This is a genomic window from Halopseudomonas sp. SMJS2, assembly GCF_029866945.1.
In the GTDB taxonomy this organism is placed as follows: domain Bacteria; phylum Pseudomonadota; class Gammaproteobacteria; order Pseudomonadales; family Pseudomonadaceae; genus Halopseudomonas; species Halopseudomonas bauzanensis.
In genome coordinates this window covers 3554909-3580545 of sequence record NZ_CP123445.1, presented here as the reverse complement: position 1 = coordinate 3580545, position 25637 = coordinate 3554909, and the positions used below count along the sequence as shown (strand labels likewise).

Below are 25637 nucleotides of genomic sequence, written 5' to 3'. Positions count from 1 at the left end.
AGCGGCCGGTGAGACGAAACGGTTTCATACCACTTAGAGGAACCTACAATGAGTAGCGGACGTATCGTTCAAATCATCGGTGCCGTCATCGACGTGGAATTTCCGCGCGATCAGGTACCGAACGTATATGACGCGCTGAAAGTCATCGGCGCGGAAACCACCCTGGAAGTCCAGCAGCAGCTGGGTGACGGCATCGTCCGTTCCATTGCCATGGGTAGCACCGAAGGCCTCAAGCGTGGCCTGGATGTGAACAACACCGGCAGCGCGATTGCCGTACCGGTTGGTGTCGGCACGCTGGGCCGCATCATGAACGTACTGGGCGAGCCGATTGACGAAGCCGGCCCGGTCGAGCATGAAGAGAAGTGGGGTATCCACCGCGCCGCGCCGAGCTATGCCGACCAGGCTGGCGGCAGCGACCTGCTGGAAACCGGCATCAAGGTCATCGACCTGGTCTGCCCCTTCGCCAAAGGCGGCAAGGTTGGCCTGTTCGGTGGCGCCGGTGTAGGCAAGACCGTGAACATGATGGAGCTGATCAACAACATCGCCAAGGCGCACAGCGGTCTGTCCGTGTTCGCTGGTGTTGGTGAGCGTACTCGTGAAGGTAACGACTTCTACCACGAGATGAAGGACTCCAACGTTCTGGACAAGGTGGCAATGGTATACGGTCAGATGAACGAGCCGCCGGGTAACCGTCTGCGCGTCGCCCTGACCGGCCTGACCATGGCCGAGAAATTCCGTGAGGAAGGCAAGGACGTTCTGCTGTTCATCGACAACATCTACCGTTACACCCTGGCCGGTACCGAAGTATCCGCCCTGCTGGGTCGTATGCCGTCCGCGGTAGGTTATCAGCCGACGCTGGCTGAGGAGATGGGTGTTCTGCAGGAGCGCATCACCTCCACCAAGACCGGTTCCATCACTTCCATCCAGGCCGTTTACGTACCTGCTGATGACTTGACCGACCCGTCGCCTGCCACCACCTTTGCTCATCTTGACGCGACTGTGGTACTGAGCCGTGACATCGCTTCCCTGGGTATCTACCCTGCGGTAGACCCGCTGGACTCCACCAGCCGTTCGCTGGATCCGCTGGTCATCGGTCAGGAGCACTACGAAGTTACCCGTGGCGTTCAGTACGTTCTGCAGCGCTACAAGGAGCTGAAGGACATCATCGCGATCCTGGGTATGGACGAGTTGTCCGAGGAAGACAAGCAACTGGTAGCCCGCGCTCGTAAGATCCAGCGCTTCCTGTCGCAGCCCTTCCACGTAGCTGAAGTGTTCACTGGTGCGCCCGGCAAATACGTTTCCCTGAAAGAAACCATCCGTGGCTTCCAGGGCATTCTGAATGGTGACTACGATCACCTGCCGGAGCAGGCTTTCTACATGGTCGGTACCATCGACGAAGCGGTAGAGAAAGCGAAGAATATGTAATGGGCCGCGCCCGCTCTGGCGGGCGCAGAACCGAGGCAACTTGAATGGCTATGACAGTGCACTGCGATATCGTAAGCGCGGAAGAAGAGCTGTTTTCCGGCCTGGTCGAGATGGTCGTGGCACACGGCAACATGGGTGACGTCGGCGTTCTGCCGGGTCACACACCGTTGCTGACTGACCTCAAGCCAGGCCCGGTTCGGGTGATCAAGCAGGACAAGACCGAAGAGGTGTTCTATATCTCCGGTGGCTTCCTGGAAGTTCAGCCGAGCATGGTCAAGGTGCTCGCCGATACGGCCATCCGCGCCGGCGACATTGACGAAGCAGCTGCAGAGGAAGCGAAGAAGGCCGCAGAAAAGGCTCTCAACGAGAAAGGCGCCGAGTTCGACTACGGTTCGGCCTCCGCCCGTCTCGCCGAAGCCGCAGCCCAATTGCGTACCGTGCAGGAACTGCGCAAGAAGTACGGCTGACCAGCGGTCAAACGCTGAGTCCAGCTTCAAAAAAGGCAGCTTTGGCTGCCTTTTTTTTGGGCGCTCGGCAGGCTTGCGCCGCTGTGCCTACAGGCTACTGAACCGCAGCCGCTTTTACCGGTCAGATGACGCTGACCGCGGATGAATGGCAGCAGCGAACCAGAGCTACTGAGTAACTGATCGACTTGCGGCACTCTGCTGCCAGCTTCTATCATCCCAGCATCTTCAACTCGACCCAGGATCAGATCGATGAATCTGCACGTAGTCATTCTTGCCGCCGGCCAGGGCACCCGCATGCGTTCTTCTCTCCCCAAGGTGTTGCACCCGGTGGCAGGCAAGCCGATGCTCGAGCATGTAATCGATAGCGCCCGTGCGCTACTGCCGGAGGGCATTCATGTGGTCATCGGTCATGGCGCCCAACAGGTACGTGAGACGCTGGACGGCGCGGACCTCAATTGGGTATTGCAGACCGAACAGTTGGGCACCGGCCACGCCGTGGCCCAGGCGCTGCCACACATCGAGGGCGCGGATCAGGTGCTGGTGCTCTATGGCGACGTTCCGCTTATCCGGGTGGATACCCTGCGCGCACTGGTCGATCAGGCCGGCAGCCAGGCCCTGGGGCTGTTGACCGTGCTGATGCAGGACCCGACCGGCTACGGCCGCATCATTCGCAACGAGCACGGCCAGGCACAGGCCATCGTCGAGCAGAAGGATGCCTCGGCTGAGCAACTGCTGATCAACGAAGGCAACACCGGCATCATGGTCCTGCCGGGCAGCAAGGCCGCGGATTGGCTGTCCAGCCTGTCCAACAACAACGCCCAGGGCGAGTACTACCTGACCGATGTTGTGGCCCTGGCGGTAGCGGGCTCGATTCCGGTGGAAGTGGCCCAGGCCGCGGATGAGCTGGAGGTCATGGGTGCCAACAACCGTTTGCAGTTGTCGGTACTCGAGCGTGGCTGGCAGCAGCGCGAGGCCGAGCGGCTGATGACCCAGGGCGCCTCACTGGCGGACCCGGCGCGGCTGGATGTACGCGGCGATGTGACCATCGGTCGTGACATCAGCATCGACGTCAACGTGGTGCTGGAAGGTCGCGTGGTGATCGAAGATAACGTGATCATCGGGCCGCACTGCGTAATCCGCGATTCGGTGATCAAGAGCGGCACGGTGATCAAGGCCTTCAGTCATCTGGAAGGCGCCGAAGTCGGCGAGGATTGCGATGTCGGGCCCTATGCTCGCCTGCGTCCCGGTACCCTGCTGCACCGCGGTGCCAAGGTCGGCAACTTCGTCGAGACCAAGAAGGCCGTGGTGGGTGAAGGTTCGAAGATCAACCACCTGTCCTATGTCGGTGATGCCGAGGTGGGCAAGGGGGCGAATATCGGCGCCGGCACCATTACCTGCAACTACGACGGGGCCAACAAATCCGTCACGCGTATTGGCGATGGCGCCTTCATTGGCTCCAATACGGCGCTGGTGGCGCCGGTGACGGTGGGCAACCAGGCAACCACCGCAGCGGGCTCGACCATCACTCAGGATATTCCTGATGCCCAGCTGGGTGTGGCGCGGGGCCGCCAGCGCAATGTGGCGGGCTGGAAGCGCCCGGTCAAGGGCCAGTAGCAGGCAAACCCTGATCCTGTGGCCTATATTGGTTTAATGCCGATAGACACAGGAGATGACCGGATGTTTGCGCAATTTTCCGAAACCTTGGGGGCATTGCAACTGCCTCTGCGCGTGGTGGTGAAGGGCGGGCCGACACTGGATCTCGGTCCCGATCCCCGGGTCACGTTGTTGATCAATGATCTGGGATTGCTGCAGGAAATGCAGAATCCGACCTTGGACAAGCTGGGCGCGGCTTATATTGACCAGCGGCTGGATATCCAGGGCAACATCATGGATGTCATCGCCGTGGCGGACCGGCTGAGCAAGGGGCTGCTGGGCGACAACACCGAGCCGGCACCCGAGCGCACCGAACACGACAAGCAGATGGATGCCGAAGCCATCTCCTACCACTATGACCTGTCCAACGACTTCTATGCTCTGTGGCTGGATCCGCAGATGGTCTACTCCTGCGGTTATTTTCGTAATCCCGAAGACAGCCTGGCCACTGCCCAGACCCAGAAGCTCGATCACCTGTGCCGCAAATTGCGTCTCAAGCCCGGCGAACACTTGCTCGATGTGGGTTGCGGCTGGGGCGGTCTGGCTCGCCATGCGGCGCGTTATTATGATGTCCAGGTGCACGGCATTACCTTGAGCAAAGCCCAGCTGGCGTTGGCGCAGGCGCGCAGCGAGGCGGCGGGACTGACGGATCGGGTGACCTTGGAGTTGCGCGACTACCGGGACCTGACCGGTCGGGAGAATTACGACAAGATCGTCAGTGTCGGCATGTTCGAGCATGTCGGCCATGCCAACCTCGGCGCCTATTTCAAGATTCTGTTCGAGCAGGTCAAACCCGGCGGACTGGTGATGAACCACGGGATCACCGCCAAATACATCGATGGCCGTCAGGTTGGTCGCGGGGCAGGCAAGTTCATCGGCCGCTACGTCTTCCCCCATGGCGAGCTGCCACATCTGTCGATGGCGATCGCCAGTATGAGCGAGCAGGGTCTCGAGGTGCTGGATGTGGAAAGCCTGCGTCTGCACTATGCGCGCACCCTTGAGCACTGGAGCAGCAACCTGGAACACCATCTGGAGCAGGCTGGCCAACTGGTATCAGACAAGACCCTGCGTATCTGGCGTATCTATCTGGCCGGTTGTGCCTATGGCTTCAAGCGTAACTGGATGAATATTCACCAGATCCTGGCGGTCAAGCCGTTGGCGGACGGCACCCATCATGTACCCTGGACCCGTGAGGACCTGTATCGGTGAAAATGTACCGGAAACCGGTTCTCCGATAGCATCACGCTATCTCGGCCTGATAGATTGCATGATCCCGGACCGCTACGGAGATTGGTGTGTTATTGAAACTGCTGGATACTGATGATGTGGTTCTCGGCGAGCCGTTGCCATGGGATCTCCTGGATGCCGACGGCAAGGTACTGTTTCGCCGGACCCAGCGTATCGATAGCGGCCCGCTGTTGAATAATGGGGACGAGGTTTACCTGAACGCCGCCGGGGTGGAATACGCTCAGCTCGGTGAGGCGGACCGACTGTACCTGAGCAACATGGTGTACCAGAACATGCTCAAGGAGCATCCCTGATGGGCAGGCTGGGGCGCGGCTGGCTGCTGATGCTGGCTTTGTTTGCAGTATCCCCGGCGCAGGCGCAGACCATCCAGGCGATGCTGGGCGGCCATTCGTTTCAGCTGGAGCTGGTAGCCGACCCGGATAGCCGCCGCCAGGGTCTGATGGGGCGCACCGAACTTGCTGCCGGCGAGGGTATGCTGTTTGATTTCCCCGAGGGTACCCGGCCGGTGATCTGGATGCGCAACATGCAGATATCGCTGGACCTGTTATTTGTCGATGAGAACGCCCGGCTGGTACAGATATTTGCCGAGGTGCCGCCGTGCGCTGCGCCGCCCTGTGCGCTCTATCAGGCGGATCAGGCGCTGCGTTTCGTGATCGAGGTGCCGCCCGGAACGGCTGAGAAACTGGGCCTGGAAGTGGGTGACCGGCTGGACCTGGCGGATCACCAACTATCACCGCCCCCGCCCTATTGATCCTTATCTGAGTGGATTTCGGGCAGCTGCCATTGCCCGTCACTGAACTGCTCACAGTACGCCTTCAACACCGGTGCATCACCGGGTTCGCTGTAATAGTGAATGGATTGCCGATAGGCCACCCCCTCGCTTCGTGCGCCGGTACAGATGCCATATGCGCCCTCGGGGCAGGCATCTACAAACTGGATATCGAAGCTGCGCTCGGTGATCTGGGGCTGGCAGAAGCTGTCCTGGAACAGCTGCGGCGGGATATTGATGTTCTGTTGGCACAGGCGGATCGGCACCTGATCGTCATTGGATTCGATCAGGCAGGCGGCGGAGTGCGCTGCGGTGGTGATGAGCAGAAGCGTGAGAAAAAGCAGACAGCGGTTCATGGTGCCAGTCCTGGATGAAACGGCTACCTTAATGCCTCCGCACGATCGCCCGCAAGCGGGGGCACAGTGGTGTTCCACGTGGAACTAAAAGGAATATGGGAAGCGGGTTTTGATAACCGTTACTGTAAATAATGCACGTTGTCTCGGCGTGGCGGATCGTCCGGTCCAGGTCCTTCGCCGGGAAAGGGATGCGGAGCCAGTTCGATCTTCAGCAGCATCCCACCATGCATTTCAATAAAGCCGGGATAGCGCCGTTCGCCGGTCACGGTGAACTCGAAACCGTACCGGCGAATCAGTCCCGGCCGGCCATGACGCCCACGCCCAAGGCGCAGGCGATTGAGCGCAATGCTTTCGTCCAGCAGTTGCACATTGGTCCGTACGCAATGCTGACGTACCAGGCGTAGCGCCTGATCCCGCAATCCCAGGCCCCGCCAGATCCAGGCGCCGATGCCGGCAGCCAGCATCATCAGTGCTACATGCCCCAGATCGATCATGCCACGGGCTCCACGGCCAGTACGCGAATGCGATCCGCCTGTGGATAATGCCAGCGGACATTGATATCCCAGAAGCGTACCCCATACTCGCGGTCCGCATCCGGCCGCTGATAGGCGGGCTTGGGGTCCTGTGCCAGGCATTGTTCGATCAGTTCCTGAACCGGCTGCTGCAGGCGCTGCGCCTGCTCGCGGGCCTGCAGCAGGGCTGGTGCGGACCACTCCACCAGCAGCTGGGCCGGGGCGGATTCGGCCAGCGAATTGCGGGCGTCACCGAGGGCATCGGCATAGGGCACATAGGGTTTGATATCCAGGATCGGCGTGCCATCCAGCAGATCGATGCCGGACACCAACAGCCGTCCCGGCTCGATGCTTTCCAGCCTGACTACGGATTGACCGATGGGATTGGGTCTATGGGTGGAGCGGCTGGCAAATACCCCGATGCGCTTGTTGCCACCCAAGCGGGGCGGCCGCACCCGCACATGCTGTTCGCCCGAGGCGGCGGCATGGAACACGAACAGTAGCCAGAGGTGGCTGACACCTTCCAGTCCGGCTACTGCTTCGGGTTTGTCATAGGGCGCGAAGAGTTCGAGCATACCCCGCGCGGCGGGGGCCAACTGCGGTTGGCGGGGAATGGCGAACTTCTCGGCGAAACAGGAGTGCATAACACCAATCGGCTCGAAGCTATAGGACATCGTCAGTTCCGGATCAAGGGCGGTATTGCCTCAGGATTGTCCAGCAAAACGAAGTGGCTGCCGTCAGGCACTTCGATGATCTGCAGGTTTTCAGCCTGCCGGGCGCTGTCCAGCATGGCCTCGCTCTGCAAGACACGATCCCGGCCCGGTACCAGCACCGCGCCACGCCTGACGTGACGATAGATATCCGGCCCGGTGTTGGTCATCCAGTCAGCGATATCCCTGGTATTGGTCATCAACACCCGGCTGCGCCGTGGGTTGAACGGCATGGCCAGGATCAGCTCGCGCTTGAAGCTGTCATCCAGCGGCCCCCAGATGGGGCTGCGCAGAATCCCGGCTGGCTTGTGTTGCCATAGTAGATGAACCAGCGGCATCAGCCAATGGACTATTTTTGATGTCGGTTGGTAGAGCTGCCCCTGAGGCAGCACCGGCGCTTCCAGGATCACCTCGACCGGTTCGAATAGCTCAGGCCGCTGACGCGCGGCTTCCAGCACCACAGCGCCGCCGCGAGAATGTCCGTGTACGCGCACAGTGTTCGTGGTGACCAGATGCTCCAATGCCAGATTGAGCACCTGTGCATCACCAACGATGGTGCCGGTGGCCAGTGCGGGAGTGGCTTTCCACGGGGGTTGCTGGAACACCGGGGTCTGCAACGGCAGGTGATAGCCAGCGCTGGTGAGCATGATCAGCTCAATACTGGGGTCTTGGTAATAACGGGTGAAGTACAACGGGTTTTCCAGAAAGCCATGCATGACCACCACGGAAGATACCGGGTTCTGGCTACGGCGGCGGGCAATGAAGGCCTCACCGACGCGATAGATATCTGCCTCCATGGGCACTGCCTGCCGTTGCGGGACAGGCCGGTCGAGCAACCAGCTGTGGGTAAACCAACCTGCCAGCAATACCAGTATCACCACCCCTGTGAAAAGCCCCATCCTGCCTCCATTGCATGCTTAGCTGAGGGCCGTGAGCTTAACGGAATGCCCGTTCCAGAGCGCTCACCCGTGTGGGCGATAGCGCAAAGCCAGGGTTATCCGCCGGGGTAACTGACTACCTTATCGGCGCGCATCCGGTAACTGGCATCGGCTAATTCATTGCTGGTCTGGGCTACCTGCAAAGTGCCGGTAAGCAACAGCGGCTGGTAGATATCCCTGATGGCGAGACCGCTTGGGTACTCGACCAGAATGATCTGGTTCGGCGGCGGTGGCGGGACGTGAATGCAGGCGCCGGGATAGGGCACCAGGAAGAAACTGATGTAGCGGCCCTGCTCATCGGTTTCCAGCGGGACCGGGTAGCCGCCCAGCTCGATATGCTGACCGTCCATTTCCCCGACTACACGGGTGGAATACATCACTTCGGGCAGGTTGCGATCGGATGAGCGCAGACTGTTGGAGAAGTCGCCGGGAGCCTCAGTGCCCCAATCATGGCTGATCTCGGGCATGTCGAGCATGGCCTGATAGTCTTCCTCGGGCAGCAGGTCCAGCCAGTCCACGGTGCGTGGAGCAGCCATTGCCAGAATGGGGAAAAGCAACGCCAGGGTGATTAACAGATGCCGCATGAGGACCTCCCGATAACAGGCCCGGATCAATCGATCAGGGCCTGGACCTCGGCGATACGTGACTGCAACACGGCAGCATCGGTGCAGCGCAGGGTGGCATGACCGACCTTGCGTCCGGGCTTGAACTCTTTGCCATAGTGGTGCAGGTGGCAATCGGGAATGGCGGTGACCTTGGCCACTGCCGGTACCTCGCCGATGAAGTTGAGCATGGCGCTTTCACCCACCTTGGCGGTGGAACCCAACGGCAGGCCGGCAATGGCCCGCAGATGGTTCTCGAACTGACTGCACTCGGCCCCTTCGATAGTCCAGTGACCGGAGTTATGCACCCGCGGGGCGATCTCGTTGGCCTTCAGGCCACCATCCACCTCGAAGAACTCGAAGGCCAGCACGCCGACATAATTCAGCTTGTCCAGCACGCGCCCGGCGTAGTTCTCCGCCTGGGCCTGCAAGGGATGCTCGGTACTGGCGACCGACAGTCGCAGAATGCCTTGCTCGTGGGTGTTGTGCACCAGCGGGTAGCAGCGGGTATCGCCATCGCGGCTGCGCACGGCGACCAGCGAGACTTCACCGGTAAAAGGCACGAAGCCTTCCAGAATGCAGGGCACGCTGCCCAGTTCGGCGAAGGCGTCGATGACATCTTCCGGTTGGCGCAACAGTTTCTGACCCTTGCCGTCATACCCCAGGGTGCGGGTCTTCAGCACGGCGGGCAGGCCGATATTCTGCACAGCATTATTCAGATCAGCCTGGCACTGGATGTCGGCAAACTCGGGCGTGGGGATGCCCAGTTCCCGGAACATGGACTTCTCGAACCAGCGATCGCGGGCGATGCGCAGCGACTCTGCATTGGGGAATACCGGCACATGTTGCTCGAGAAAGGCCACGGTTTCCGCCGGCACGCTCTCGAACTCGAAGGTCACCACGTCGGCATCTTCGGCCAATTGGCGCAGCTGCTCGCGATCGTCATAGGCTGCGCAGAGATGCTCGCCCAGGGCAGCGGCGCAGGCGTCCGCTGCCGGGTCGAGAAAGGCGAACTGCTGACCCAGTGGCGTACCCGCCAGAGCCAGCATGCGTCCGAGTTGACCACCACCGATGATGCCGATTTTCATGATTGCTTCCTCAAGCCTGACGTGGGTCCGGATTATCCAGCACGGTATCGGTCTGCCGGCTACGGAAATCCTGCAAGGCCTGATGATATTGCGGATGGCGGCCACCCAGAATACTTGCTGACAGCAGCGCTGCGTTGACCGCCCCGGCCTTGCCGATGGCCAAAGTAGCCACGGGCACGCCAGCCGGCATCTGCACGATCGATAGCAGTGAGTCGACGCCCGATAGCATGGACGACTGCACCGGCACGCCGAGTACCGGCAGGTGAGTCTTGGCCGCACACATGCCAGGCAGGTGCGCAGCGCCACCCGCGCCGGCGATAATCACCTCGATGCCGCGCCCAGCGGCCTGCTCGGCATAGTCGAACAGCAGATCTGGGGTGCGGTGCGCAGATACCACCTTCACTTCGTAGGGGATACCCAGCTGCTCCAGCATGTCTGCCGTGTGGCTCATGGTAGACCAGTCGGACTTGGAGCCCATGATCACGCCAACCAGTGCGGTCATTGTCGTGCCTCTTGATGACGAAAAACAAAGCCACGCATAGGCGTGGCTCGAAAAGAATACAGGCCAGGTGGCCGTGATCCGCGATTATAACCCAAAGCGGGCGGCGGACCAGCCGACGTTCGTCAGTAACGCGGGCGTGGCGTCGCCATCGGCAGCGGACCATCACCGATCCGGCGGAACTCGCCTTTCTCGGTATCGTAGGCGCGGATCTGGCTAGTTTCGATATCGTACACCCAACCGTGGATAAACAGATCGCCGCGGGCCAGACGTGAAGCGACCGATGGATGGGTGGCAAGGTGACCGAGTTGGGCAACCACGTTCTCTTCGGTGAGGATACCGAGGGTAGTGTGATCGGCGCAGCCACAGTTTTCCTGCACTACGATCTTGGCCACTTCCGAATGCTGCAGCCAGGACTTTACCGTGGGCATGCCTTTCAGCTGCGCAGGGTCCAATACGGCCTTCATCGCGCCACAATCGGAATGGCCACAAATGATGATGTGCTTCACGCCCAGCGCTACTACCGCATATTCGATGGCCGTGGAGACGCCGCCCATCATCTGGCCGTAGGGGGGGACGACGTTGCCGACGTTGCGGGTGACGAACAGATCACCGGGCGAACTCTGGGTAATCAGTTCGGGCACTACACGTGAGTCGGCGCAGGTGATGAACATCGCCTTGGGGGTCTGCTCGAAAGCGAGTTTCCTGAACAGTTCTTCCTGCTGGGGGTATACCTCTTCATGGAAGTGCATGTAGCCGTCAATGATCTGTTGCAGGGCATTGTCATCATCAGCACTTTTCAGTTTTTTGTAGGGCATGGCTTACGCTCGCTGGTTCGGTATGAGCGGGGAGCCTGCCGGCCCCCCGCTATGCTCAGGCCTCGATCTCGATCAATATCTCACCTGGGTTGACGCGATCACCCTTGGCTACATGCACGGCCTTGACGGTGCCGTCGATTGCCGCCTGGATCTCGCTTTCCATCTTCATCGCTTCGCTGATGAGCACCGCCTGGCCGGCCTTGACCTTGTCGCCTTCGGCCACCAGCACATCGACCACATTGCCGGGCATACTGGTCGTGACGTGGCCGGGTTTGCTGGCGCGTTCGCGGCTCTTGCCGCCAGCGCCGCCGACGAATTGATTGAGCTCTTCGAGGACAACTTCTTCCGGCATGCCATCCACGCTCAGGTAGAAATGGCGAGTGCCGTCCCCTTTGACGCCCACACCGGTGATATCGATACGGTAACTTTCACCGTGAACGTCAATCATGAACTCGGTCGCCACGCCTTCGGCAGCGAGTGGTTTGCTGTCGCCATCCGGAATCGGCAGCAGCACCTCCGGTTCCAGGGTGCCGGCGGCGCGTTCTTCGAGAAACTTGCGACCGATATCGGGGAACATGGCGAAGGTCAGCACGTCTTCTTCGCTTTTCGCCAGATTGCCGATTTCATTGCGCAGGCGATCCATTTCCGGTTTCAGCAGATCCGCCGGGCGCACGTCGATCACGCTCTCGTCACCGATGGCGCGCACCTGCACATCCGGGTTGATGGTGCCGGGCGCCTGACCGTAGCGACCCTGCAGGTACAGTTTCACCTCGTTGGTAATGGTCTTGTAGCGCTCGCCGGCCAGCACGTTGAATACCGCCTGAGTGCCCACGATCTGCGATGTCGGTGTCACCAGTGGCGGATAACCGAGGTCGGCGCGCACCCGCGGGATTTCATCGAATACGTCCTGAATACGATTCAGCGCGCCCTGTTCCTTCAATTGGTTGGCCAGGTTGGACATCATGCCGCCCGGTACCTGGTTGATCTGCACCCGGGTATCCACACCGGTGAAGGGGCTTTCGAACTGGTGGTATTTCTTGCGTACTTCCATGAAGTACATGCTGATTTCCTGAATCAGCTCCAGATCCAGGCCGGTGTCATAGGGTGTGCCCTTGAGCGCCGCGACCATGGATTCGGTACCTGGATGGCTGGTACCCCAGGCCATGGAGCCGATGGCGGTATCGATATTGTCCGCACCGCACTCGATGGCCTTGAGCTGACACATGGCAGCCAGGCCGGCGGTGTCATGGGAATGAATGAACACCGGCAGGCTGGTAGCCGCTTTTAGCGCTTCGACCAGTTCGCCAGTGGCGAACGGGGTCAGCAGACCGGCCATGTCTTTCACCGCCAGGGAGTCAACACCCATGGCTTCCAGGGTCTTGGCCTGCTCGACGAACAGCTCAACCGTATGCACCGGGCTGGTGGTATAGCAGATGGTGCCCTGGGCATGCTTGCCCGCGGCCTTGACGGCGGAGATGGCGGTACGCAGGTTACGCACATCGTTCATCGCATCGAAGATGCGGAACACATCGATGCCATTGACCGCGGCCTTGGCGACGAAGGCGCGGACCACGTCATCGCTGTAGTGGCGGTAGCCGAGCAGGTTCTGACCGCGCAGCAGCATCTGCAAACGGGTATTGGGCAGCGCGGTGCGCAGCTGGCGCAGGCGTTCCCAAGGGTCTTCCTTGAGGAAGCGCACACAGGCGTCGAAGGTGGCGCCGCCCCAGACTTCCAGCGACCAGTAGCCTACCTGGTCCAGTTTCGGACAGATCGGCAGCATATCTTCGGTGCGCATGCGCGTGGCCAGCAGCGACTGGTGGGCATCGCGCAGAATGGTATCGGTAACGTTGATGCGTTTCTTGCTCATGGTGCATTCCTCATCGGCGGCAAGCGTCTGGCTTGCGGCACAAAATCAAAGTCCGGCGTAAGCGGCGATGGCGCCGGCGATGGCCAGGGCCAGGGCTTCGGGTTTGTTCTTGGTCGAGTAGTTGGTCAGCTCCGGATGGGTGTCGACAAAGCTGGTATTGAAGACGCCGCTGCGAAAATCCGGATTCTTGAGGATCTGTTGATAATACAGCTCGGTGGTCTTGACCCCATGCAGGTGCATGTCATCCAGTGCCCGGTAACCCCGGTCCATGGCGTCTTCCCAGTTATTCGCCCAGACGATCAGCTTCAGGCACATCGAATCGTAGTAGGGCGGAATGGTGTAACCGGTGTAGATCGCCGTATCCACCCGTACACCCGGGCCACCCGGTGCGTAATAGCGGGTGATCTTGCCGAAGGAGGGAAGAAAGTCGTTCTTCGGGTCCTCGGCGTTGATACGGAACTGGATGGCGTAGCCGCGGTGCTCGATATCTTCCTGCTTGACTGACAGGGGCAGGCCGGAGGCGATGCGGATCTGCTCGCGGACGATGTCGATCCCGGTGATCTGCTCGGTGATGGTGTGTTCCACCTGCACCCGGGTATTCATCTCCATGAAATAGACTTCATTGTCCGCCAGCAGAAATTCCACGGTACCGGCGTTCTCGTAACCCACTGCCTGGGCCGCACGCACGGCCAGGTCACCGATATAGGCGCGCTGCTCGGGCGTCAGCTGCGGGCTGGGGGCGATCTCGATCAGCTTCTGGTTGCGGCGCTGGATCGAGCAGTCACGTTCATACAGGTGCACGGTGTTGCCGAAACTGTCGGCCAGCACCTGGGCTTCGATGTGCTTGGGGTTGACGATGCATTTTTCCAGAAACACATCGGCGCTGCCGAAAGCCTTGGTCGCTTCGGATATCACCCGCGGCCAGGCCTGCTCCAGCTCTTCCTTGCTGTTGCAACGGCGGATGCCACGCCCGCCGCCACCCGAAGTGGCCTTGAGCATCACCGGATAGCCGACCCGGTCCGCCTCGCTCAGCGCTTCCTGCAAATCCTTCAGGTTGCCCTCGGTGCCCGGGGTTACCGGCACTCCAGCGGCAATCATGCTGCGCCGCGCTTCGGTCTTGTCACCCATGCGGGCGATCACCTCGGCCGAGGGACCGATAAATTTGATCCCCCGTTCGCTGCAAATGCGCGCCAGTTCGGCATTTTCCGACAGGAAGCCGTAGCCGGGGTGCAGTGCATCGCAGCCGGTCTCGACCGCCAGGTTGACCAGTTGCCGGGCGTTCAGGTAGCCGGCCAGGGGGTCGCTGCCGACATTATAGGACTCATCGGCGCGTTTGACATGCAGCGCATAGCGGTCCGCATCCGAATGGATGGCCACCGAGCGAATGCCCATTTCCGCGCAGGCGCGGACGATGCGGACAGCAATCTCGCCACGGTTGGCAATCAGGATTTTCTTGATCACATCCCTTTCCTCTGTTGGGTGATCGGGGGTGAACTCAACATACAACCGCAGCATGAATGATTAAAAATGAGTATTTGTTGGATTACTTATAAGTAATTACTAATATGTTGCCTATCCAACATCAGCGGAGAGGTTCGATGCGCAAAGAATTGCACCGGATGACACTGCGCCAACTCCAGGTATTCCGCAGTCTGTGTGCCACCTTGTCCTATAGCCGAACGGCCGAGGAGATGGCGCTGACCCAGCCGGCGGTGAGTCTGCAGATGCGCCAGCTGGAAGAGCTGGTCGGGCAGCCGCTGTTCGAATACGTGGGCCGCAAGCTCTATCTGACCGATGCCGCCACCATCCTGCTGGCCGCCAGCGGCGATATCTTCAATCGGCTGGAAATCCTCGACATGCAGCTGTCCGCACTGCAGGGCACCCTGCATGGCGAGTTGCGGCTGGCGGTGGCGAGCAGCATCCAGTATCTGACCCCGCACCTGCTGGCGGCCTTCCGCCAGCGTCACCCGGAGGTGAGCTTCCGGCTGGAAGTCAGCACCCGTGCGGAGGTGATTCGCCGTTTGCGTGACAACCTCGATGATGTGGTGCTGGTGGGGATGGTACCGGCGGATCGGGCGCTGGATTTCTTCCCGTTCCTGAACAACCCGGTGATCGCCGTGGCGGCGCCGGATCATCCGCTGGCCGCGCGGCAGCAGCTTGGCCTGGCCGAGCTGGAGTCGCAGATGGTACTGGTGCGCGAAATCGGCTCGGGGGTCCGCAAGGCCTGCGACGAGTTTTTCCAGCAGAAACGGGTGCATCTGCAGCGGGTAATGCAGATGGGCTCGGGGGAAACGGTGGTGCAATCGGCGATCGCCGGGCTGGGTATCGGCTTGGTCTCGGCGCATAGCGCCGCACCCTGGTTGCGTAATGGCCAATTGGCGCGCCTGGATTTCACCGACCTGCCACTGTTTCGCAGCTGGTGTGCAGTGCATGCCCGGGGTAAGCGCCTGAGTCCGGTGGCTGAAGCCTTCCTGGCCTTCTTGCGGGAGGAGCGGGCCTTGATCAAACAGCTGGCGGAGCCCTTTAGCTGATCGACCAGCGGTGGAAGCCGAAGGCTGACAGTATCGAGGCGGCATGCTTGAATGATTCAAAGCCTGTCCAGTAGCGGCTAAATGTCCAATAATGGCGCGCCTTGGCTGGAGAGTTGTTAATTCCGCCGAGGCACTGCCACTTCAAACACATAGATAGGAAACACGATAATGGGTCTGGTCCTGATTCTGATCGCACTGATTGTCTTTATCGTCCTGGCGACAACGCGATTCAAACTGCATCCCTTCCTGGCCCTGCTCGGAGCCGCGCTGTTGGCCGGCTTCGCCTACCAATTGCCGGTCCTGGAGATCGCCGGGCACATCACCCGCGGCTTCGGCGGCATACTCGGTTACATCGGTATCGTCATCGTGTTCGGCACCATCATCGGGGTGATCCTCGAGCGCAGCGGCGCCGCCATCACCATGGCGGAAACGGTGATTCGCTTGCTTGGAGAGCGTTTCCCGACGCTAACGGTATCGATCATCGGTTATCTGGTATCGATTCCCGTATTCTGTGACTCCGGCTACGTTATTCTCAACTCGTTGAAAAATGCCCTGGCCGCGCGGATGAAGGTATCGGTAGTGGCGATGAGTGTGGCCCTGGCCACCGGCCTGTACGCGACCCATACCTTCGTACCGCCCACCCCCGGCCCGATTGCTGCAGCCGGTAACCTGGGCCTGGAGTCCAACCTCGGGCTGGTGATCCTGGTCGGTCTGGTGGTGGCGTTCATCACTGCCATGGCCGGTATGCTGTGGGCCAATCGCTTTATCGGCAAGGACATCGAACTGGAAGACGATGGCGCGCCGATCATGGACAGCAACGATTACCAGGCGATGCGCGACAGCTACGGTGAACTGCCGAGCCCGGTCAAGGCCTTTGCTCCCATCTTCGTGCCGATTGCGCTGATCTGTCTGGGCACGGTGGTCAATCTGCCGGCCCGCCCGGTGGGCGAAGGCGTACTGTATACGCTGGTTACCTTCCTCGGTCAGCCGATTTTCGCGCTGGCGATTGGCCTGGCGCTGGCCTGTACCCTGCTGAAGTCGGATAACAAGCGTCAGGAGCTGCATGATCGTGTTACCGAGGGGTTGGTGGCTGCGGCCCCGATCCTGCTGATCACCGGTGCCGGTGGCGCCTTTGGTACCATGCTCAGCGCCACGCCGCTGGGGGATTATCTGGGCCAGACCCTGTCGTCCCTGGGTATCGGCCTGTTCATGCCGTTCCTGGTAGCCGCCGGTCTGAAGACCGCGCAGGGTTCCAGTACCGTTTCCCTGGTCACTACCTCGGCCTTGGTTGCGCCGCTGCTCGGGCAACTGGGGCTGGACAGCGAGATGGGCCGGGTACTGACGGTCATGGCGATCGGTGCCGGTGCGATGACCGTATCCCACGCCAATGACAGCTTCTTCTGGGTGGTTACCCAGTTCAGTCGCATGAAGGTAGCGACCGCTTACCAGGCGCAAACCATGGCCACGTTGATCCAGGGTATCGTCGGCATCATAACCGTGTGGCTGTTCAGCCTGGTGCTGCTGTGATGAAGCTGGTAATCGCTCCCGACTCGTTCAAGGAAAGCCTCAGCGCCGAGGATGTGGCCAGCGCCATTGCCCGGGGCTGGCAGACAGTCTACCCCGACGCGGATATCCGCCTGTGTCCCATGGCCGATGGCGGCGAAGGCACGGTGGATGCGGTATTGGCTGCCAGCGGGGGCGAGCGGCGCGAGCTGACTGTGCGCGGCCCGCTCGGCCAGCCGGTGCAGGCCCACTGGGGCTGGCTGGAAGATGGTCAGGCGGTGATCGAAATGGCGGCCGCCAGTGGCCTGCACTGGGTCGAACCGGCCCAGCGTGATGCCCGTATCACCACCAGCTACGGCACCGGTGAATTGATATTGGCGGCGCTGGATGCCGGTGCCCGGCGCATCATTCTGGGTATCGGCGGCAGCGCCACCAATGACGGCGGTGCCGGGGTCCTGCAGGCGTTGGGAGTACGGTTGCTGGATGCCGCTGGCGAGCCACTGGCACCAGGCGGCGCGGCGCTGATCGACCTGCAGCGCATCGAGCTGGATGGCCTGGATCCGCGTCTGGCGGCTGTCGAAGTACTGGTGGCCGCGGATGTGGATAACCCGCTGTGCGGCCCGCGCGGCGCTTCCCATGTATTCGGTCCGCAGAAGGGCGCCAATCCCGCGCAAGTGGAGCAACTGGACCGGGCGCTGGAGCATTATGCCGATGTCATGGCCGCTGCCCTGGGCGAGGATGTGCGCAACGTGCCGGGTGTTGGTGCGGCCGGCGGTCTGGGTTTTGCCGCCTGTGCGGTACTGGGTGCCGGCTTCCGGCCAGGCATTGAGCTGGTGGCGGAATTGTCGGGGCTGGCCGCGGCCATGCAGGGTGCTGATCTGGCCATTACCGGCGAAGGTCGGCTGGACGGCCAGAGTCTGCACGGCAAGACCCCAGTGGGTGTAGCGCGCGTTGCCCAGGCCGCCGGGGTACCGGTAATCGCGCTGGCCGGTAGCCTTGGTGAGGGTTATCAGCGGCTGTACGAAGCGGGCATCGATGCCGCCTTCAGCCTCACACCGGGTCCGATCAGCCTGGAGCAGGCCTGCCGCGATGCGGCGGCGGAACTGTCCGCACGGGCGACCGATCTGGCGCGCTTCTGGCAGTTGGCAGATAAAAAAGCCCGGCGCTGAGGCCGGGCAAGTGCTTGACGCAGAGCGTACCTGTCCTACATGCCCAACCATTCGGGCAGTGCCAGGGATATGAATGGCACGTAGGTAACCAATATCAGGAACACCAGCATCATCAGCAGCCACGGCGACACCGCCCTGATGGTGCGGGTCAGCGGCATGCCGGTAACCGCCGAGGTGACGAACAGGTTAAGCCCGGTCGGTGGCGTGATCAGGCCGATCTCCATGTTCACCACCATGATGATGCCTAGGTGGATCGGGTCGATGCCCAACTGTGTGGCGATCGGGAACAGGATCGGCGCCAGGATCAGGATGATCGCCGACGGTTCCATAAAGGTCCCCGCGACCAGCAGTACGATATTGACCACGATGAGGAACTCGATGGGGCTGAAGCCCTGTGCCACCACCCACGCGGTGATCGACTGCGGGATCTGCTCGGTGGTCAGTACGTGGGCGAAGAGCATGGCATTGGCGATGATGAACATCAGCACCACACTGAGCTTGGCGGCTTCGATCACCGTCCCGGGACACTGGCGGAAAGTCATGTCGCGATGGATAAAGATCGCCACGAAGGCTGCATAGATCGCTGCGACTGCGGCGGCCTCGGTGGGTGTGAACATGCCCGAGTAGATGCCCCCGAGGATGATCACGATCAACAGCAGGCCCCAGATGGCGCGACGGCCGGTGCGCAGCACTTCCTGGAAGGAGGCGCGCGGAAGCGCCGGCATGTCCTTGATGTGGGCAAGAATGTAGATGGCTGCCATCAGGAACAGGCCGAGTAGCAGGCCTGGCACCACACCGGCCATGAACAACTTGCCGACCGAGGTCTCGGTAGCAGTGGCATACACCACCATGACGATGGATGGCGGGATCAGGATGCCCAGGGTACCGGCGTTACAGACGATACCGGCGGCGAAGTCCTGCTTGTAGCCGGAGCGCACCATACCGGCGATGACGATGGAGCCCACGGCGGCCACGGTGGCCGGCGAGGAACCACTCAATGCGGCGAACAACATGCACGCCAGAATCGCGGCAATGGCCAGGCCGCCCTTGATGTGGCCGACACAGGCATTGGCAAAGTCGATCAGGCGATGGGCCACGCCGCCAGTGGTCATGAAGGCGCCCGCCAGGAGGAAGAACGGAATCGCCATCAGGGTGTAGTGTTCGCTGCTTTCGAACAGCTTGATGGCCAGCGAGCGCACCGAGTCGTTGCTGAACATCAGAATGGTCATGGCCCCGGACAGACCGAGGGAGATCGCCACCGGGATACCGATGAACATCAGCGCGAACAGGGCAAGGAACAGGAAGGCAATGGTCATTGTTTAGCCTCCTCGGCCGTGTTTGCTGTGGCGAGTTTCAGGGCATCCTCGGCTTCGCCGTGGCCGCCCAGGCCCAATTGCTGGTTGCGCAGGATGCGCACGAACACCTGAAGGAAGCGCAGGAACATGAGGCTGAAGCCGATGGGGACGATCATCACGATATGCCACTGCATGATGCCGAAGCGATCGAGGTCTTCGGCTCCGATGCCGGCGCGCAGCAGCGCGGCGACCCATTCCTCACTGGAGTAGGCCATCAACGCGCAATAGGCGAGACAGATGCCGACGGCAAGCAGGGCGACGCCCTTCTGCGCCCGCAGGCTGAAATTGCGTACCAGCAGATCGACACCGATGTGGGCGCCGATACGCACGCCCCAGGCCAGGCCGACGAAGATCAGCCAGCCGAACATGGCTTTGGACAGGGCGATGCTCCAGGTCATTTCCTGGGCCAGGAAGAGGATGCTATCGCCGATCGAGAACAATGCATCCTCGGCAAGGGGAATCGTATCGGCGAGTGAATAGAACACCGAATAGAGGTTGTTGAGTACCACGTAGAGGAAGGTGACCAGCGTCATTCCCGATAACAGGATGAACACCAGGGCCTCCTCCAAATGGTTCCAGGCACGAGCGACAGGGTTCATGCAGGGTCTCCGTCAGGGGAACGGTCAATGGGAGAGTGAGTAAGCCCCGGGTGGGGCTGCGGCGCTGCGTGCAGTGACGCAGCGCCGCCCGACCGGCTTCAGTCGGCCTGGTTGGACCGTCCAGCGGCCTGGATCAGCTCGGCGCCGATCTCGTCTTCGAACTTCTCCCACACCGGGCGCATGGCGTCGCGCCATTGTTCACGTTGCTCGGGGGTCAGGTTGATGATCTCGGTGGTGCCGGCATCGAGAATGCGCTGCTTGTCACGCTGGTTCAGCTCCTCGGCCTGTTTGTTCACCGCCACTGTGACTTCGGCGAGGATCGCGGTCAGTTCATTGCGGATATCTTCAGGCAGACCATCCCAGAACTTGGTGTTGGTAATCACCATGTAGTCCAGCACGCCGTGGTTGGACTCGGTGATGTATTCCTGCACTTCGTGCATCTTCTGGCTGTAGATGTTCGAGTAGGGGTTCTCGGCACCGTTGACCACACCGGTCTGCAGGCCCTGGTAGACCTCGGCGAAGCTCATCTTGCGCGGTGCGGCGCGCAACGCCTTGAACTGCTCGTCGAGCACGGCGGAAGCCTGCACGCGGAACTTCAGGCCACGGGCATCCTTGGGCTCATGCAGCGCCTTGTTGGCAGACAGCTGCTTCATGCCGTTGTGCCAGTAGCCGAGGCCGGTAATGCCCTTGTCCGCCATGGAGGTCAGCAGTGCCAGGCCTTCCGGGCTTTGCTGGAAGCGGTCGACGGCCTCGATGTCATCGAACAGGAACGGCAGGTCGAAGATCTGGATCTGCTTGGTGTAGTGCTCGAACTTGGCCAGCGACGGGGCGATGATGTGCACGTCGCCGAGCAGCAGCGCTTCCATTTCCTTGCCATCACCGAACAGCGAGGAGTTCGGGTAGACCTGAACGGTCACCTGACCGGGCAGGCGCTCTTCGACCAGCTTCTTGAACAGCAGTGCGCCTTGGCCTTTGGGGGTGTGCTCGGCAACCACGTGGGAGAACTTGATGGCGATCGGATCGGCCTGGACCAGGCCAGCCAGACTCAGCGTCAGGGCGCAAGCCAGCGCCTTGGCAGTCAGTTTGAACATGTGAGTGCTTCCTCTTGTTTTTAGTTTTACTGGTCAGGCGCCGTAGCACCGAACCGTTGAGGGCGAACGAGGTTGGTTCAGGCGCCCTGTCAAAGCTAAGAGCAAGGGCCATGCCAGTCTGCTATCAGTGGTGTGGGAAAGCTTGGTAGAAGGCCGCCAGACCAGATGGCATCAGGGCCTGGCGTGTTGCGAGGAGATTGCTCGGGGCGGCACCGGAGGCTGTGGAGCCCGGGCTGTTTGGCGGAAACCCGCCGGTCAGTCGAGGTCCTCTGGCGAGCTTCCGCCAACCGGTGTGAAGCTCAGCCCGTGCTTGCGCAGTTTGTCGTGCAGTGTTTTGCGCGGGATGCCGAGAGCCTCGGCGAGGCTGCGCAGGGAATTGTGTGGATGGTCCAGTTCGGCGGCGATCAGGGCGCGCTCGAAGGCCTCGACCTGCACGCCGAGGTTGCCACTGAGTGCGGCGCTGTCGGTCAGGCCCTCCTGACCCGGTTCCAGTTCAAGGTCCAGGCCCAGGGCGAAGCGTTCAGCGGCGTTCTGCAACTCGCGCACGTTGCCCGGCCAGGCATGACGTAGCAACATGGCGCGCTGGCCGGCCGGCAACTCGCGGGTGGGCAGGCCATGGCGGCTGCTGGCGCCCATGGCGAAATGCTGGAACAGCAGCAGCGGATCTTCGCCGCGCTCGCGCAGCGGTGGAATACGCAGGGGGGCGACGTTCAGCCGGTAATACAGGTCGGCGCGGAAGCGGCCCTGGTCGGCGGCCTGGCGCAAGTCTTCCTTGGTGGCGGCAATCACGCGGATATCCAGCGCGATCGACTGGTTACCGCCCAGGCGCTCGACCACCCGCTCCTGCAACAGGCGCAGCAGCTTGACCTGTACCTCCAGGCTCATGCTCTCGATCTCGTCGAGAAACAGGGTGCCGCCGTTGGCGAATTCGAACTTGCCGATACGGCGCCTCGAAGCGCCGGTAAAAGCCCCCGGCTCGTGACCGAACAGCTCGCTTTCCACCACCGACTCGGCCAGGGCGCCGGCATTGATGGCGACAAAGGGACCGTTACGGCGGCTGGACAGGTCATGCAGGGCACGGGCGACCACTTCCTTGCCGGTGCCAGTCTCGCCGAGGATCAGCACATCGCTGTTGATGCCGGCGAGGGCACCTATCTGTTCATGCAGGCGGCGCATGGCCGGTGACTGGCCGATCAGCCGGCCAGCCAGTTCCTGGCGGTCAGCCAGCGCCAGGCGCAGGCTGCGGTTGTCCAGCACCAGTTGGCGCACAGCCAGGGCACGGCGCACGCTGTCGAGCAGGGTGTCGTTGGCGAAGGGCTTTTCCAGAAAGTCGTAGGCACCGGCGCGCATGGCCTGGACCGCCAGGGGGACGTCGCCGTGGCCGGTGATCAGCAGCACTGGCAGTTCGGCGTCCTGCTCATGCAGCTGTTGCAGCAATTGCAGGCCGTCGAGGCCGGGCATGCGGATATCGCTGACCAGCACACCCGGCCAGTCATGCGGAATACGCGTAGCCAGGCCATTGGCGTCGCCAAGGCTGAGGACCTTGAGCCCGGCCAGGTCGAGGGTCTGGCTGAGCGCCTGGCGCAGATGGGCGTCATCGTCGATCAGCACCACCTGGATATGGTTACCGATACTGTTATCGCTGGTCATGATCAGAAATCCTCGGTGGGCTGGAGATTGACGCCCGGGCTGGCCAGGCGCAGGCGCAGGGTCAGCAGCGCGCCGCTGTCCGGATGATTGGCCAGCAGCAGTTCGCCGCCCAGGGCGCGCATCAGGGTATCGCAGATGGACAGGCCGAGGCCGAGGCCCTGGGCGCTGGTCTTGGTGGTGAAGAACGGCTCGCGGGCGTGTTCCAGGGCATCATCGGAAAAACCGGGGCCGTTGTCGCGCAGCAGCAGGTGGATGTACTCACCATGCTGCTCGGTGCTGATCCAGATGCGCCGCGGCGGGGCTTTCTCGCTCAAGGCGTCGAGGGCATTGGCGAGCAGGTTGCCGAGCACCTGGCGCAGACGTGTCTCGCCGGCCTGGACCCAGATGGTCGCCTCCGGCAGGTCACGGCTCAGCTCCACATCCAGCTCCCGGCGGCGCTTGGCCAGCAGCGCCATGGTGTCGTCCAGTGCCGGTTGCAGGGCGACCCGTGCCGGGGCATGGCGATCACGGCGGGCGAAGGCGCGCAGGTGGGCGATGATCGACGCCATGCGCCCGGTCAGCTCGCTGATCAAGCCGAGGTTGGTACGGGCATCATCGGTGCGCTGATGGTCGAGCAGGGTGGCGGCGTTCTCGGCATAGCTGCGGATCGCCGCCAGCGGCTGATTGAGTTCGTGGCTGATGCTGGCGCTCATGGTTCCCAATGCCGACAGCTTGCCGGCCTGCACCAGCTCGTCCTGGGCGCGCACCAATCCCTGCTGGGCCTGTTCGCGTTCCAGCACTTCCTGCTTGAGCCGGTCGTTGAGTTGCTCCAGGTCGAGCGTGCGTTCCAGGACACGTTGTTCCAGTTCGGCGCGGGCGCGGGCGTCCAGAGCGATGCGCTCGAGATAGTGGCGGCGGCGCAGTATCAACAGGCTGAACAGCAGCAGCAACACCAGCAGGGTGGCACCGCCCACCGCCAGGGCGGTGCGCACCGGGCGATCCAGCAGCAGTCGAGGCGCCATGATACTGACCGTCCACTCGGTTTCCGGCAGGTGACTGCTCTGCACCAGCCAGGCACCCGGATCGAACGGCAATGGTCGTGGCGACAGGGTCGGATAGGGCTGGTTGGCGGCAATATTGGCGCGTTCCTCGTCGCTCAACGGTCGGGTGGCATGGAATCTCCACTCGGGGCGCGAGGTGAGGATGACCACGCCATTGCTGTCGGTAACCATCAATTGCTCGGGGGTGTTGCCCCACAGGGTTTCGGTATGGTCGAGATCGACCTTGACCACCAGCACACCGATCTTGCGCTCCTGTTCATGCATGGCATAGGCGAAGTAGTAGCCGCGCTTGCCGGAGGTGGTGCCGAGGCCGAAGAACTGTCCCAGCTGGCCGGACAGAGCCTCGCGAAAGTACGGGCGGAAGTCGAAGTTGCCGCCGACGAAGCTATCGGGCTGGTCCCAGTTGGAGGCAGCCAGGGTATGGCCCTTGGGGTTCAGCAGGTAGATCACATCGGCACCGGTCTGCTCACGGATCTGCGCCAGCAACTGGTTGGCCTGCTGCAGGATCGCGGTATCGGTAGGGGCATGCATGGCGCTACGCAGATCCGGCAGGTCACCGAGGATCTGCGGCAATACCTCGAAGCGACGCAGGGTGCCGAGCAGGTTGGCGATGTACAGATCGAGGGTCTGGCGATTCTGTTCGATCAGTACGCCGCGGTAGTAGCGCTCGGCCAGATGCTGCACCGGCCATAACAGCGGCACCAGCAGCAGCGCCAGTAACGCCAAGCTGCGCCAGCGCGGGCGATGCGGGGTCCTGGTTGCCGGGGTATGCGAAGTCTGGTCCATCGCTGCATTATGCACGTTTGCAGCGCTGGTAAAGAGCCCCGCCCTGAAGTCAGGTCTGCGGTTTGGACGCTGGCGTCGAGCATCCGATGCAGGCGTCCGGTATCCGGATCAGAGCGTGGGCCGGGGCAGCACGCCGTGGTCATGATGGCTCATCAGTTCCGGAAAGTCGCGCAGTTGGGCATTCAATGCCTGGGCTTCGCGATAATCCTCGATCGCCCGGCGATAGGCCATACGCCGCTTGTCTTCCTGCCGTCGGCGCTCGTTGCGCACGCTCTTGACGGATTCACCTGCAAAGTCTGGAACGAAAGCCATGCTGTCGCCTCCCGGAGCATTGAACATGATATGGGCGAGCTCATCTTGCGACCTTCGGGATGACCGATTGATGACGGTTACGCTGCAATTTCGGGACAGCTGCCCGGCGGCAGCGAGCCCATGAAAGACCCGGCGCTGCGTCGCTCTGCCGCAGTGATGGAATAAATTATCAATTGCGACTGATTATCATCAATAGTATTGTCCTGCTGAACCGCCCATGTCGGGCCTTTCCAGGAGGATCAATCATGCAGACTTCATTTCGCCTATTCGCCGGGATCATCGCCCTCAGCCTGAGCGCGGCCGGCTGGGCCGGCGATTCGGCAACGCGTACCGCCCATGCCAAGGGTGAGCCCGCGGAAACCCTGCAGCAGGCGGTCACCAACATGCGCGAGTACAACGCGAAACTGGAAGCCTTGCTGGCGAAGGATGAGCTGACGGCGATGGACATGCATGAAGTACACATGCTGACCTATACCCTGGAAAATGCCCTGCAGAAAATCCAGGCGGACCTGGTGGAAACCGCCGAGGTGCTGGAAGAGGTGCATATCGCCTCGGAAACCGGCAAGCCCGAGGTCGTAAAGGAAAAGGGGCAGGTTTATCTGCAGGCGACCGGTACGCTGGTGCCGTAAGCAGAGCCCTTTAAGCCGTT

26 protein-coding genes are annotated in these 25637 nt (G+C 61.6%); 10 read left to right on the top strand and 16 right to left on the bottom strand.

The genetic code is table 11. From position 1 onward, the window contains the following. Nucleotides 1–48 precede the first annotated feature (48 nt). From atpD to QAO71_RS16705, 6 genes are all read left to right on the top strand, one after another. Entirely contained in the window at nucleotides 49–1425 is a 1377-nt protein-coding gene (atpD, locus tag QAO71_RS16730; RefSeq protein ID WP_036991629.1) for a F0F1 ATP synthase subunit beta, read from the top strand. Nucleotides 1426–1469: 44 nt separating this feature from the next. Further along, complete coding sequence (locus QAO71_RS16725; protein WP_074779009.1) at nucleotides 1470–1892, top strand: F0F1 ATP synthase subunit epsilon; 423 nt, start codon at nucleotides 1470–1472, stop codon at nucleotides 1890–1892. Nucleotides 1893–2141: 249 nt separating this feature from the next. Next, nucleotides 2142–3506, top strand: a complete 1365-nt coding sequence (glmU, locus tag QAO71_RS16720) for a bifunctional UDP-N-acetylglucosamine diphosphorylase/glucosamine-1-phosphate N-acetyltransferase GlmU (RefSeq protein ID WP_280164951.1) — start codon at nucleotides 2142–2144, stop codon at nucleotides 3504–3506. A 63-nt stretch (nucleotides 3507–3569) separates the two neighbouring features. Continuing rightward, entirely contained in the window at nucleotides 3570–4754 is a 1185-nt protein-coding gene (cfaB, locus tag QAO71_RS16715) for a C17 cyclopropane fatty acid synthase CfaB (protein WP_280164950.1), read from the top strand. Between the two features lie 86 nt (nucleotides 4755–4840). Then, a complete protein-coding gene (locus QAO71_RS16710; RefSeq protein WP_280164949.1) occupies nucleotides 4841–5086 on the top strand; it encodes a hypothetical protein in 246 nt (81 codons plus the stop codon). Then, a complete protein-coding gene (locus QAO71_RS16705; RefSeq protein WP_280164948.1) occupies nucleotides 5086–5544 on the top strand; it encodes a DUF192 domain-containing protein in 459 nt (152 codons plus the stop codon). The genes QAO71_RS16710 and QAO71_RS16705 overlap by 1 nt, the downstream gene beginning before the upstream one ends. Here the strand turns inward: QAO71_RS16705 and QAO71_RS16700 are convergent. The 10 genes from QAO71_RS16700 to QAO71_RS16655 all read right to left on the bottom strand — a co-directional run bounded on the left by QAO71_RS16700 (nucleotide 5538) and on the right by QAO71_RS16655 (nucleotide 14413). Further along, entirely contained in the window at nucleotides 5538–5918 is a 381-nt protein-coding gene (locus tag QAO71_RS16700) for a hypothetical protein (protein ID WP_036991635.1), read from the bottom strand. The genes QAO71_RS16705 and QAO71_RS16700 overlap by 7 nt on opposite strands. Nucleotides 5919–6037: 119 nt before the next feature. After that, on the bottom strand, nucleotides 6038–6412 hold the full coding sequence (locus tag QAO71_RS16695) for a DUF3301 domain-containing protein (protein WP_036991636.1): 375 nt from the start codon (nucleotides 6410–6412) through the stop codon (nucleotides 6038–6040). After that, nucleotides 6409–7104 (bottom strand): tRNA (N6-threonylcarbamoyladenosine(37)-N6)-methyltransferase TrmO, encoded by a 696-nt coding sequence (gene tsaA, locus QAO71_RS16690; RefSeq protein ID WP_280164947.1) that lies wholly within the window; start codon nucleotides 7102–7104, stop codon nucleotides 6409–6411. Before tsaA ends, QAO71_RS16695 begins: the two co-directional genes overlap by 4 nt. A 2-nt stretch (nucleotides 7105–7106) precedes the next feature. Next, nucleotides 7107–8039, bottom strand: a complete 933-nt coding sequence (locus QAO71_RS16685; protein ID WP_074779003.1) for an alpha/beta hydrolase — start codon at nucleotides 8037–8039, stop codon at nucleotides 7107–7109. A 95-nt stretch (nucleotides 8040–8134) separates the two neighbouring features. Beyond that, nucleotides 8135–8662: a DUF3299 domain-containing protein gene (locus QAO71_RS16680; RefSeq protein ID WP_036991641.1), complete on the bottom strand. Its 528-nt coding sequence runs from the start codon at nucleotides 8660–8662 to the stop codon at nucleotides 8135–8137. A gap of 26 nt (nucleotides 8663–8688) precedes the next feature. Beyond that, entirely contained in the window at nucleotides 8689–9768 is a 1080-nt protein-coding gene (locus QAO71_RS16675; RefSeq protein ID WP_280164946.1) for a 5-(carboxyamino)imidazole ribonucleotide synthase, read from the bottom strand. Nucleotides 9769–9778: 10 nt separating this feature from the next. After that, complete coding sequence (purE, locus tag QAO71_RS16670; protein ID WP_280164945.1) at nucleotides 9779–10270, bottom strand: 5-(carboxyamino)imidazole ribonucleotide mutase; 492 nt, start codon at nucleotides 10268–10270, stop codon at nucleotides 9779–9781. 122 nt (nucleotides 10271–10392) lie between these two features. Further along, the gene (locus QAO71_RS16665) at nucleotides 10393–11085 is read right to left on the bottom strand and encodes a carbonic anhydrase (RefSeq protein WP_193074551.1); all 693 of its coding nucleotides are present in this window, start codon (nucleotides 11083–11085) and stop codon (nucleotides 10393–10395) included. A 55-nt stretch (nucleotides 11086–11140) separates the two neighbouring features. Beyond that, the gene (gene oadA / locus QAO71_RS16660; RefSeq protein WP_136868580.1) at nucleotides 11141–12952 is read right to left on the bottom strand and encodes a sodium-extruding oxaloacetate decarboxylase subunit alpha; all 1812 of its coding nucleotides are present in this window, start codon (nucleotides 12950–12952) and stop codon (nucleotides 11141–11143) included. A gap of 45 nt (nucleotides 12953–12997) precedes the next feature. Beyond that, on the bottom strand, nucleotides 12998–14413 hold the full coding sequence (locus tag QAO71_RS16655; protein ID WP_074778998.1) for an acetyl-CoA carboxylase biotin carboxylase subunit: 1416 nt from the start codon (nucleotides 14411–14413) through the stop codon (nucleotides 12998–13000). 137 nt (nucleotides 14414–14550) lie between these two features. On the opposite strand from QAO71_RS16655, the gene QAO71_RS16650 reads away from it, so the two are divergent. The 3 genes from QAO71_RS16650 (at nucleotide 14551) to QAO71_RS16640 (ending at nucleotide 18155) form a co-directional block, all read left to right on the top strand. Next, entirely contained in the window at nucleotides 14551–15483 is a 933-nt protein-coding gene (locus tag QAO71_RS16650) for a LysR family transcriptional regulator (protein WP_036991652.1), read from the top strand. A 168-nt stretch (nucleotides 15484–15651) separates the two neighbouring features. Beyond that, nucleotides 15652–17010, top strand: a complete 1359-nt coding sequence (locus tag QAO71_RS16645) for a GntP family permease (protein WP_280164944.1) — start codon at nucleotides 15652–15654, stop codon at nucleotides 17008–17010. Continuing rightward, the gene (locus QAO71_RS16640) at nucleotides 17010–18155 is read left to right on the top strand and encodes a glycerate kinase (RefSeq protein ID WP_074778994.1); all 1146 of its coding nucleotides are present in this window, start codon (nucleotides 17010–17012) and stop codon (nucleotides 18153–18155) included. The genes QAO71_RS16645 and QAO71_RS16640 overlap by 1 nt, the downstream gene beginning before the upstream one ends. Before the next feature lie 35 nt (nucleotides 18156–18190). On the opposite strand, the gene QAO71_RS16635 is transcribed toward QAO71_RS16640, so the two are convergent. The 6 genes from QAO71_RS16635 to QAO71_RS16610 form a co-directional block, all read right to left on the bottom strand. Further along, entirely contained in the window at nucleotides 18191–19471 is a 1281-nt protein-coding gene (locus QAO71_RS16635) for a TRAP transporter large permease (RefSeq protein WP_074778992.1), read from the bottom strand. Then, nucleotides 19468–20109, bottom strand: coding sequence for a TRAP transporter small permease (locus QAO71_RS16630; protein ID WP_074778990.1), 642 nt, complete (start codon nucleotides 20107–20109; stop codon nucleotides 19468–19470). Before QAO71_RS16630 ends, QAO71_RS16635 begins: the two co-directional genes overlap by 4 nt. Nucleotides 20110–20207: 98 nt before the next feature. Next, a complete protein-coding gene (gene dctP, locus QAO71_RS16625) occupies nucleotides 20208–21200 on the bottom strand; it encodes a C4-dicarboxylate TRAP substrate-binding protein DctP (protein WP_074778988.1) in 993 nt (330 codons plus the stop codon). A 255-nt stretch (nucleotides 21201–21455) separates the two neighbouring features. Continuing rightward, a complete protein-coding gene (locus QAO71_RS16620; protein WP_074778986.1) occupies nucleotides 21456–22850 on the bottom strand; it encodes a sigma-54 dependent transcriptional regulator in 1395 nt (464 codons plus the stop codon). 2 nt (nucleotides 22851–22852) lie between these two features. Next, a complete protein-coding gene (locus QAO71_RS16615; protein WP_280164943.1) occupies nucleotides 22853–24676 on the bottom strand; it encodes an ATP-binding protein in 1824 nt (607 codons plus the stop codon). 108 nt (nucleotides 24677–24784) lie between these two features. Beyond that, nucleotides 24785–24988, bottom strand: a complete 204-nt coding sequence (locus tag QAO71_RS16610; RefSeq protein ID WP_136868586.1) for a hypothetical protein — start codon at nucleotides 24986–24988, stop codon at nucleotides 24785–24787. Between the two features lie 245 nt (nucleotides 24989–25233). Between QAO71_RS16610 and QAO71_RS16605 the strand changes: the two genes are divergently transcribed. Next, on the top strand, nucleotides 25234–25617 hold the full coding sequence (locus QAO71_RS16605; RefSeq protein WP_036991665.1) for a DUF6746 family protein: 384 nt from the start codon (nucleotides 25234–25236) through the stop codon (nucleotides 25615–25617). Nucleotides 25618–25637 lie beyond the last annotated feature (20 nt).

Excerpts from the sequence above, each read along its gene's own strand:
- atpD (WP_036991629.1), top strand. The coding sequence starts at position 49 with ATGAGTAGCGGACGTATCGTTCAAATCATCGGTGCCGTCATCGACGTG.
- QAO71_RS16725 (WP_074779009.1), top strand. The coding sequence starts at position 1,470 with ATGGCTATGACAGTGCACTGCGATATCGTAAGCGCGGAAGAAGAGCTG.
- glmU (WP_280164951.1), top strand. The coding sequence starts at position 2,142 with ATGAATCTGCACGTAGTCATTCTTGCCGCCGGCCAGGGCACCCGCATG.
- cfaB (WP_280164950.1), top strand. The coding sequence starts at position 3,570 with ATGTTTGCGCAATTTTCCGAAACCTTGGGGGCATTGCAACTGCCTCTG.
- QAO71_RS16705 (WP_280164948.1), top strand. The coding sequence starts at position 5,086 with ATGGGCAGGCTGGGGCGCGGCTGGCTGCTGATGCTGGCTTTGTTTGCA.
- QAO71_RS16700 (WP_036991635.1), bottom strand. The coding sequence starts at position 5,918 with ATGAACCGCTGTCTGCTTTTTCTCACGCTTCTGCTCATCACCACCGCA.
- QAO71_RS16695 (WP_036991636.1), bottom strand. The coding sequence starts at position 6,412 with ATGATCGATCTGGGGCATGTAGCACTGATGATGCTGGCTGCCGGCATC.
- tsaA (WP_280164947.1), bottom strand. The coding sequence starts at position 7,104 with ATGTCCTATAGCTTCGAGCCGATTGGTGTTATGCACTCCTGTTTCGCC.
- QAO71_RS16685 (WP_074779003.1), bottom strand. The coding sequence starts at position 8,039 with ATGGGGCTTTTCACAGGGGTGGTGATACTGGTATTGCTGGCAGGTTGG.
- QAO71_RS16680 (WP_036991641.1), bottom strand. The coding sequence starts at position 8,662 with ATGCGGCATCTGTTAATCACCCTGGCGTTGCTTTTCCCCATTCTGGCA.
- QAO71_RS16675 (WP_280164946.1), bottom strand. The coding sequence starts at position 9,768 with ATGAAAATCGGCATCATCGGTGGTGGTCAACTCGGACGCATGCTGGCT.
- purE (WP_280164945.1), bottom strand. The coding sequence starts at position 10,270 with ATGACCGCACTGGTTGGCGTGATCATGGGCTCCAAGTCCGACTGGTCT.
- QAO71_RS16665 (WP_193074551.1), bottom strand. The coding sequence starts at position 11,085 with ATGCCCTACAAAAAACTGAAAAGTGCTGATGATGACAATGCCCTGCAA.
- oadA (WP_136868580.1), bottom strand. The coding sequence starts at position 12,952 with ATGAGCAAGAAACGCATCAACGTTACCGATACCATTCTGCGCGATGCC.
- QAO71_RS16650 (WP_036991652.1), top strand. The coding sequence starts at position 14,551 with ATGCGCAAAGAATTGCACCGGATGACACTGCGCCAACTCCAGGTATTC.
- QAO71_RS16645 (WP_280164944.1), top strand. The coding sequence starts at position 15,652 with ATGGGTCTGGTCCTGATTCTGATCGCACTGATTGTCTTTATCGTCCTG.
- QAO71_RS16640 (WP_074778994.1), top strand. The coding sequence starts at position 17,010 with ATGAAGCTGGTAATCGCTCCCGACTCGTTCAAGGAAAGCCTCAGCGCC.
- QAO71_RS16635 (WP_074778992.1), bottom strand. The coding sequence starts at position 19,471 with ATGACCATTGCCTTCCTGTTCCTTGCCCTGTTCGCGCTGATGTTCATC.
- QAO71_RS16630 (WP_074778990.1), bottom strand. The coding sequence starts at position 20,109 with ATGAACCCTGTCGCTCGTGCCTGGAACCATTTGGAGGAGGCCCTGGTG.
- dctP (WP_074778988.1), bottom strand. The coding sequence starts at position 21,200 with ATGTTCAAACTGACTGCCAAGGCGCTGGCTTGCGCCCTGACGCTGAGT.
- QAO71_RS16620 (WP_074778986.1), bottom strand. The coding sequence starts at position 22,850 with ATGACCAGCGATAACAGTATCGGTAACCATATCCAGGTGGTGCTGATC.
- QAO71_RS16615 (WP_280164943.1), bottom strand. The coding sequence starts at position 24,676 with ATGGACCAGACTTCGCATACCCCGGCAACCAGGACCCCGCATCGCCCG.
- QAO71_RS16610 (WP_136868586.1), bottom strand. The coding sequence starts at position 24,988 with ATGGCTTTCGTTCCAGACTTTGCAGGTGAATCCGTCAAGAGCGTGCGC.
- QAO71_RS16605 (WP_036991665.1), top strand. The coding sequence starts at position 25,234 with ATGCAGACTTCATTTCGCCTATTCGCCGGGATCATCGCCCTCAGCCTG.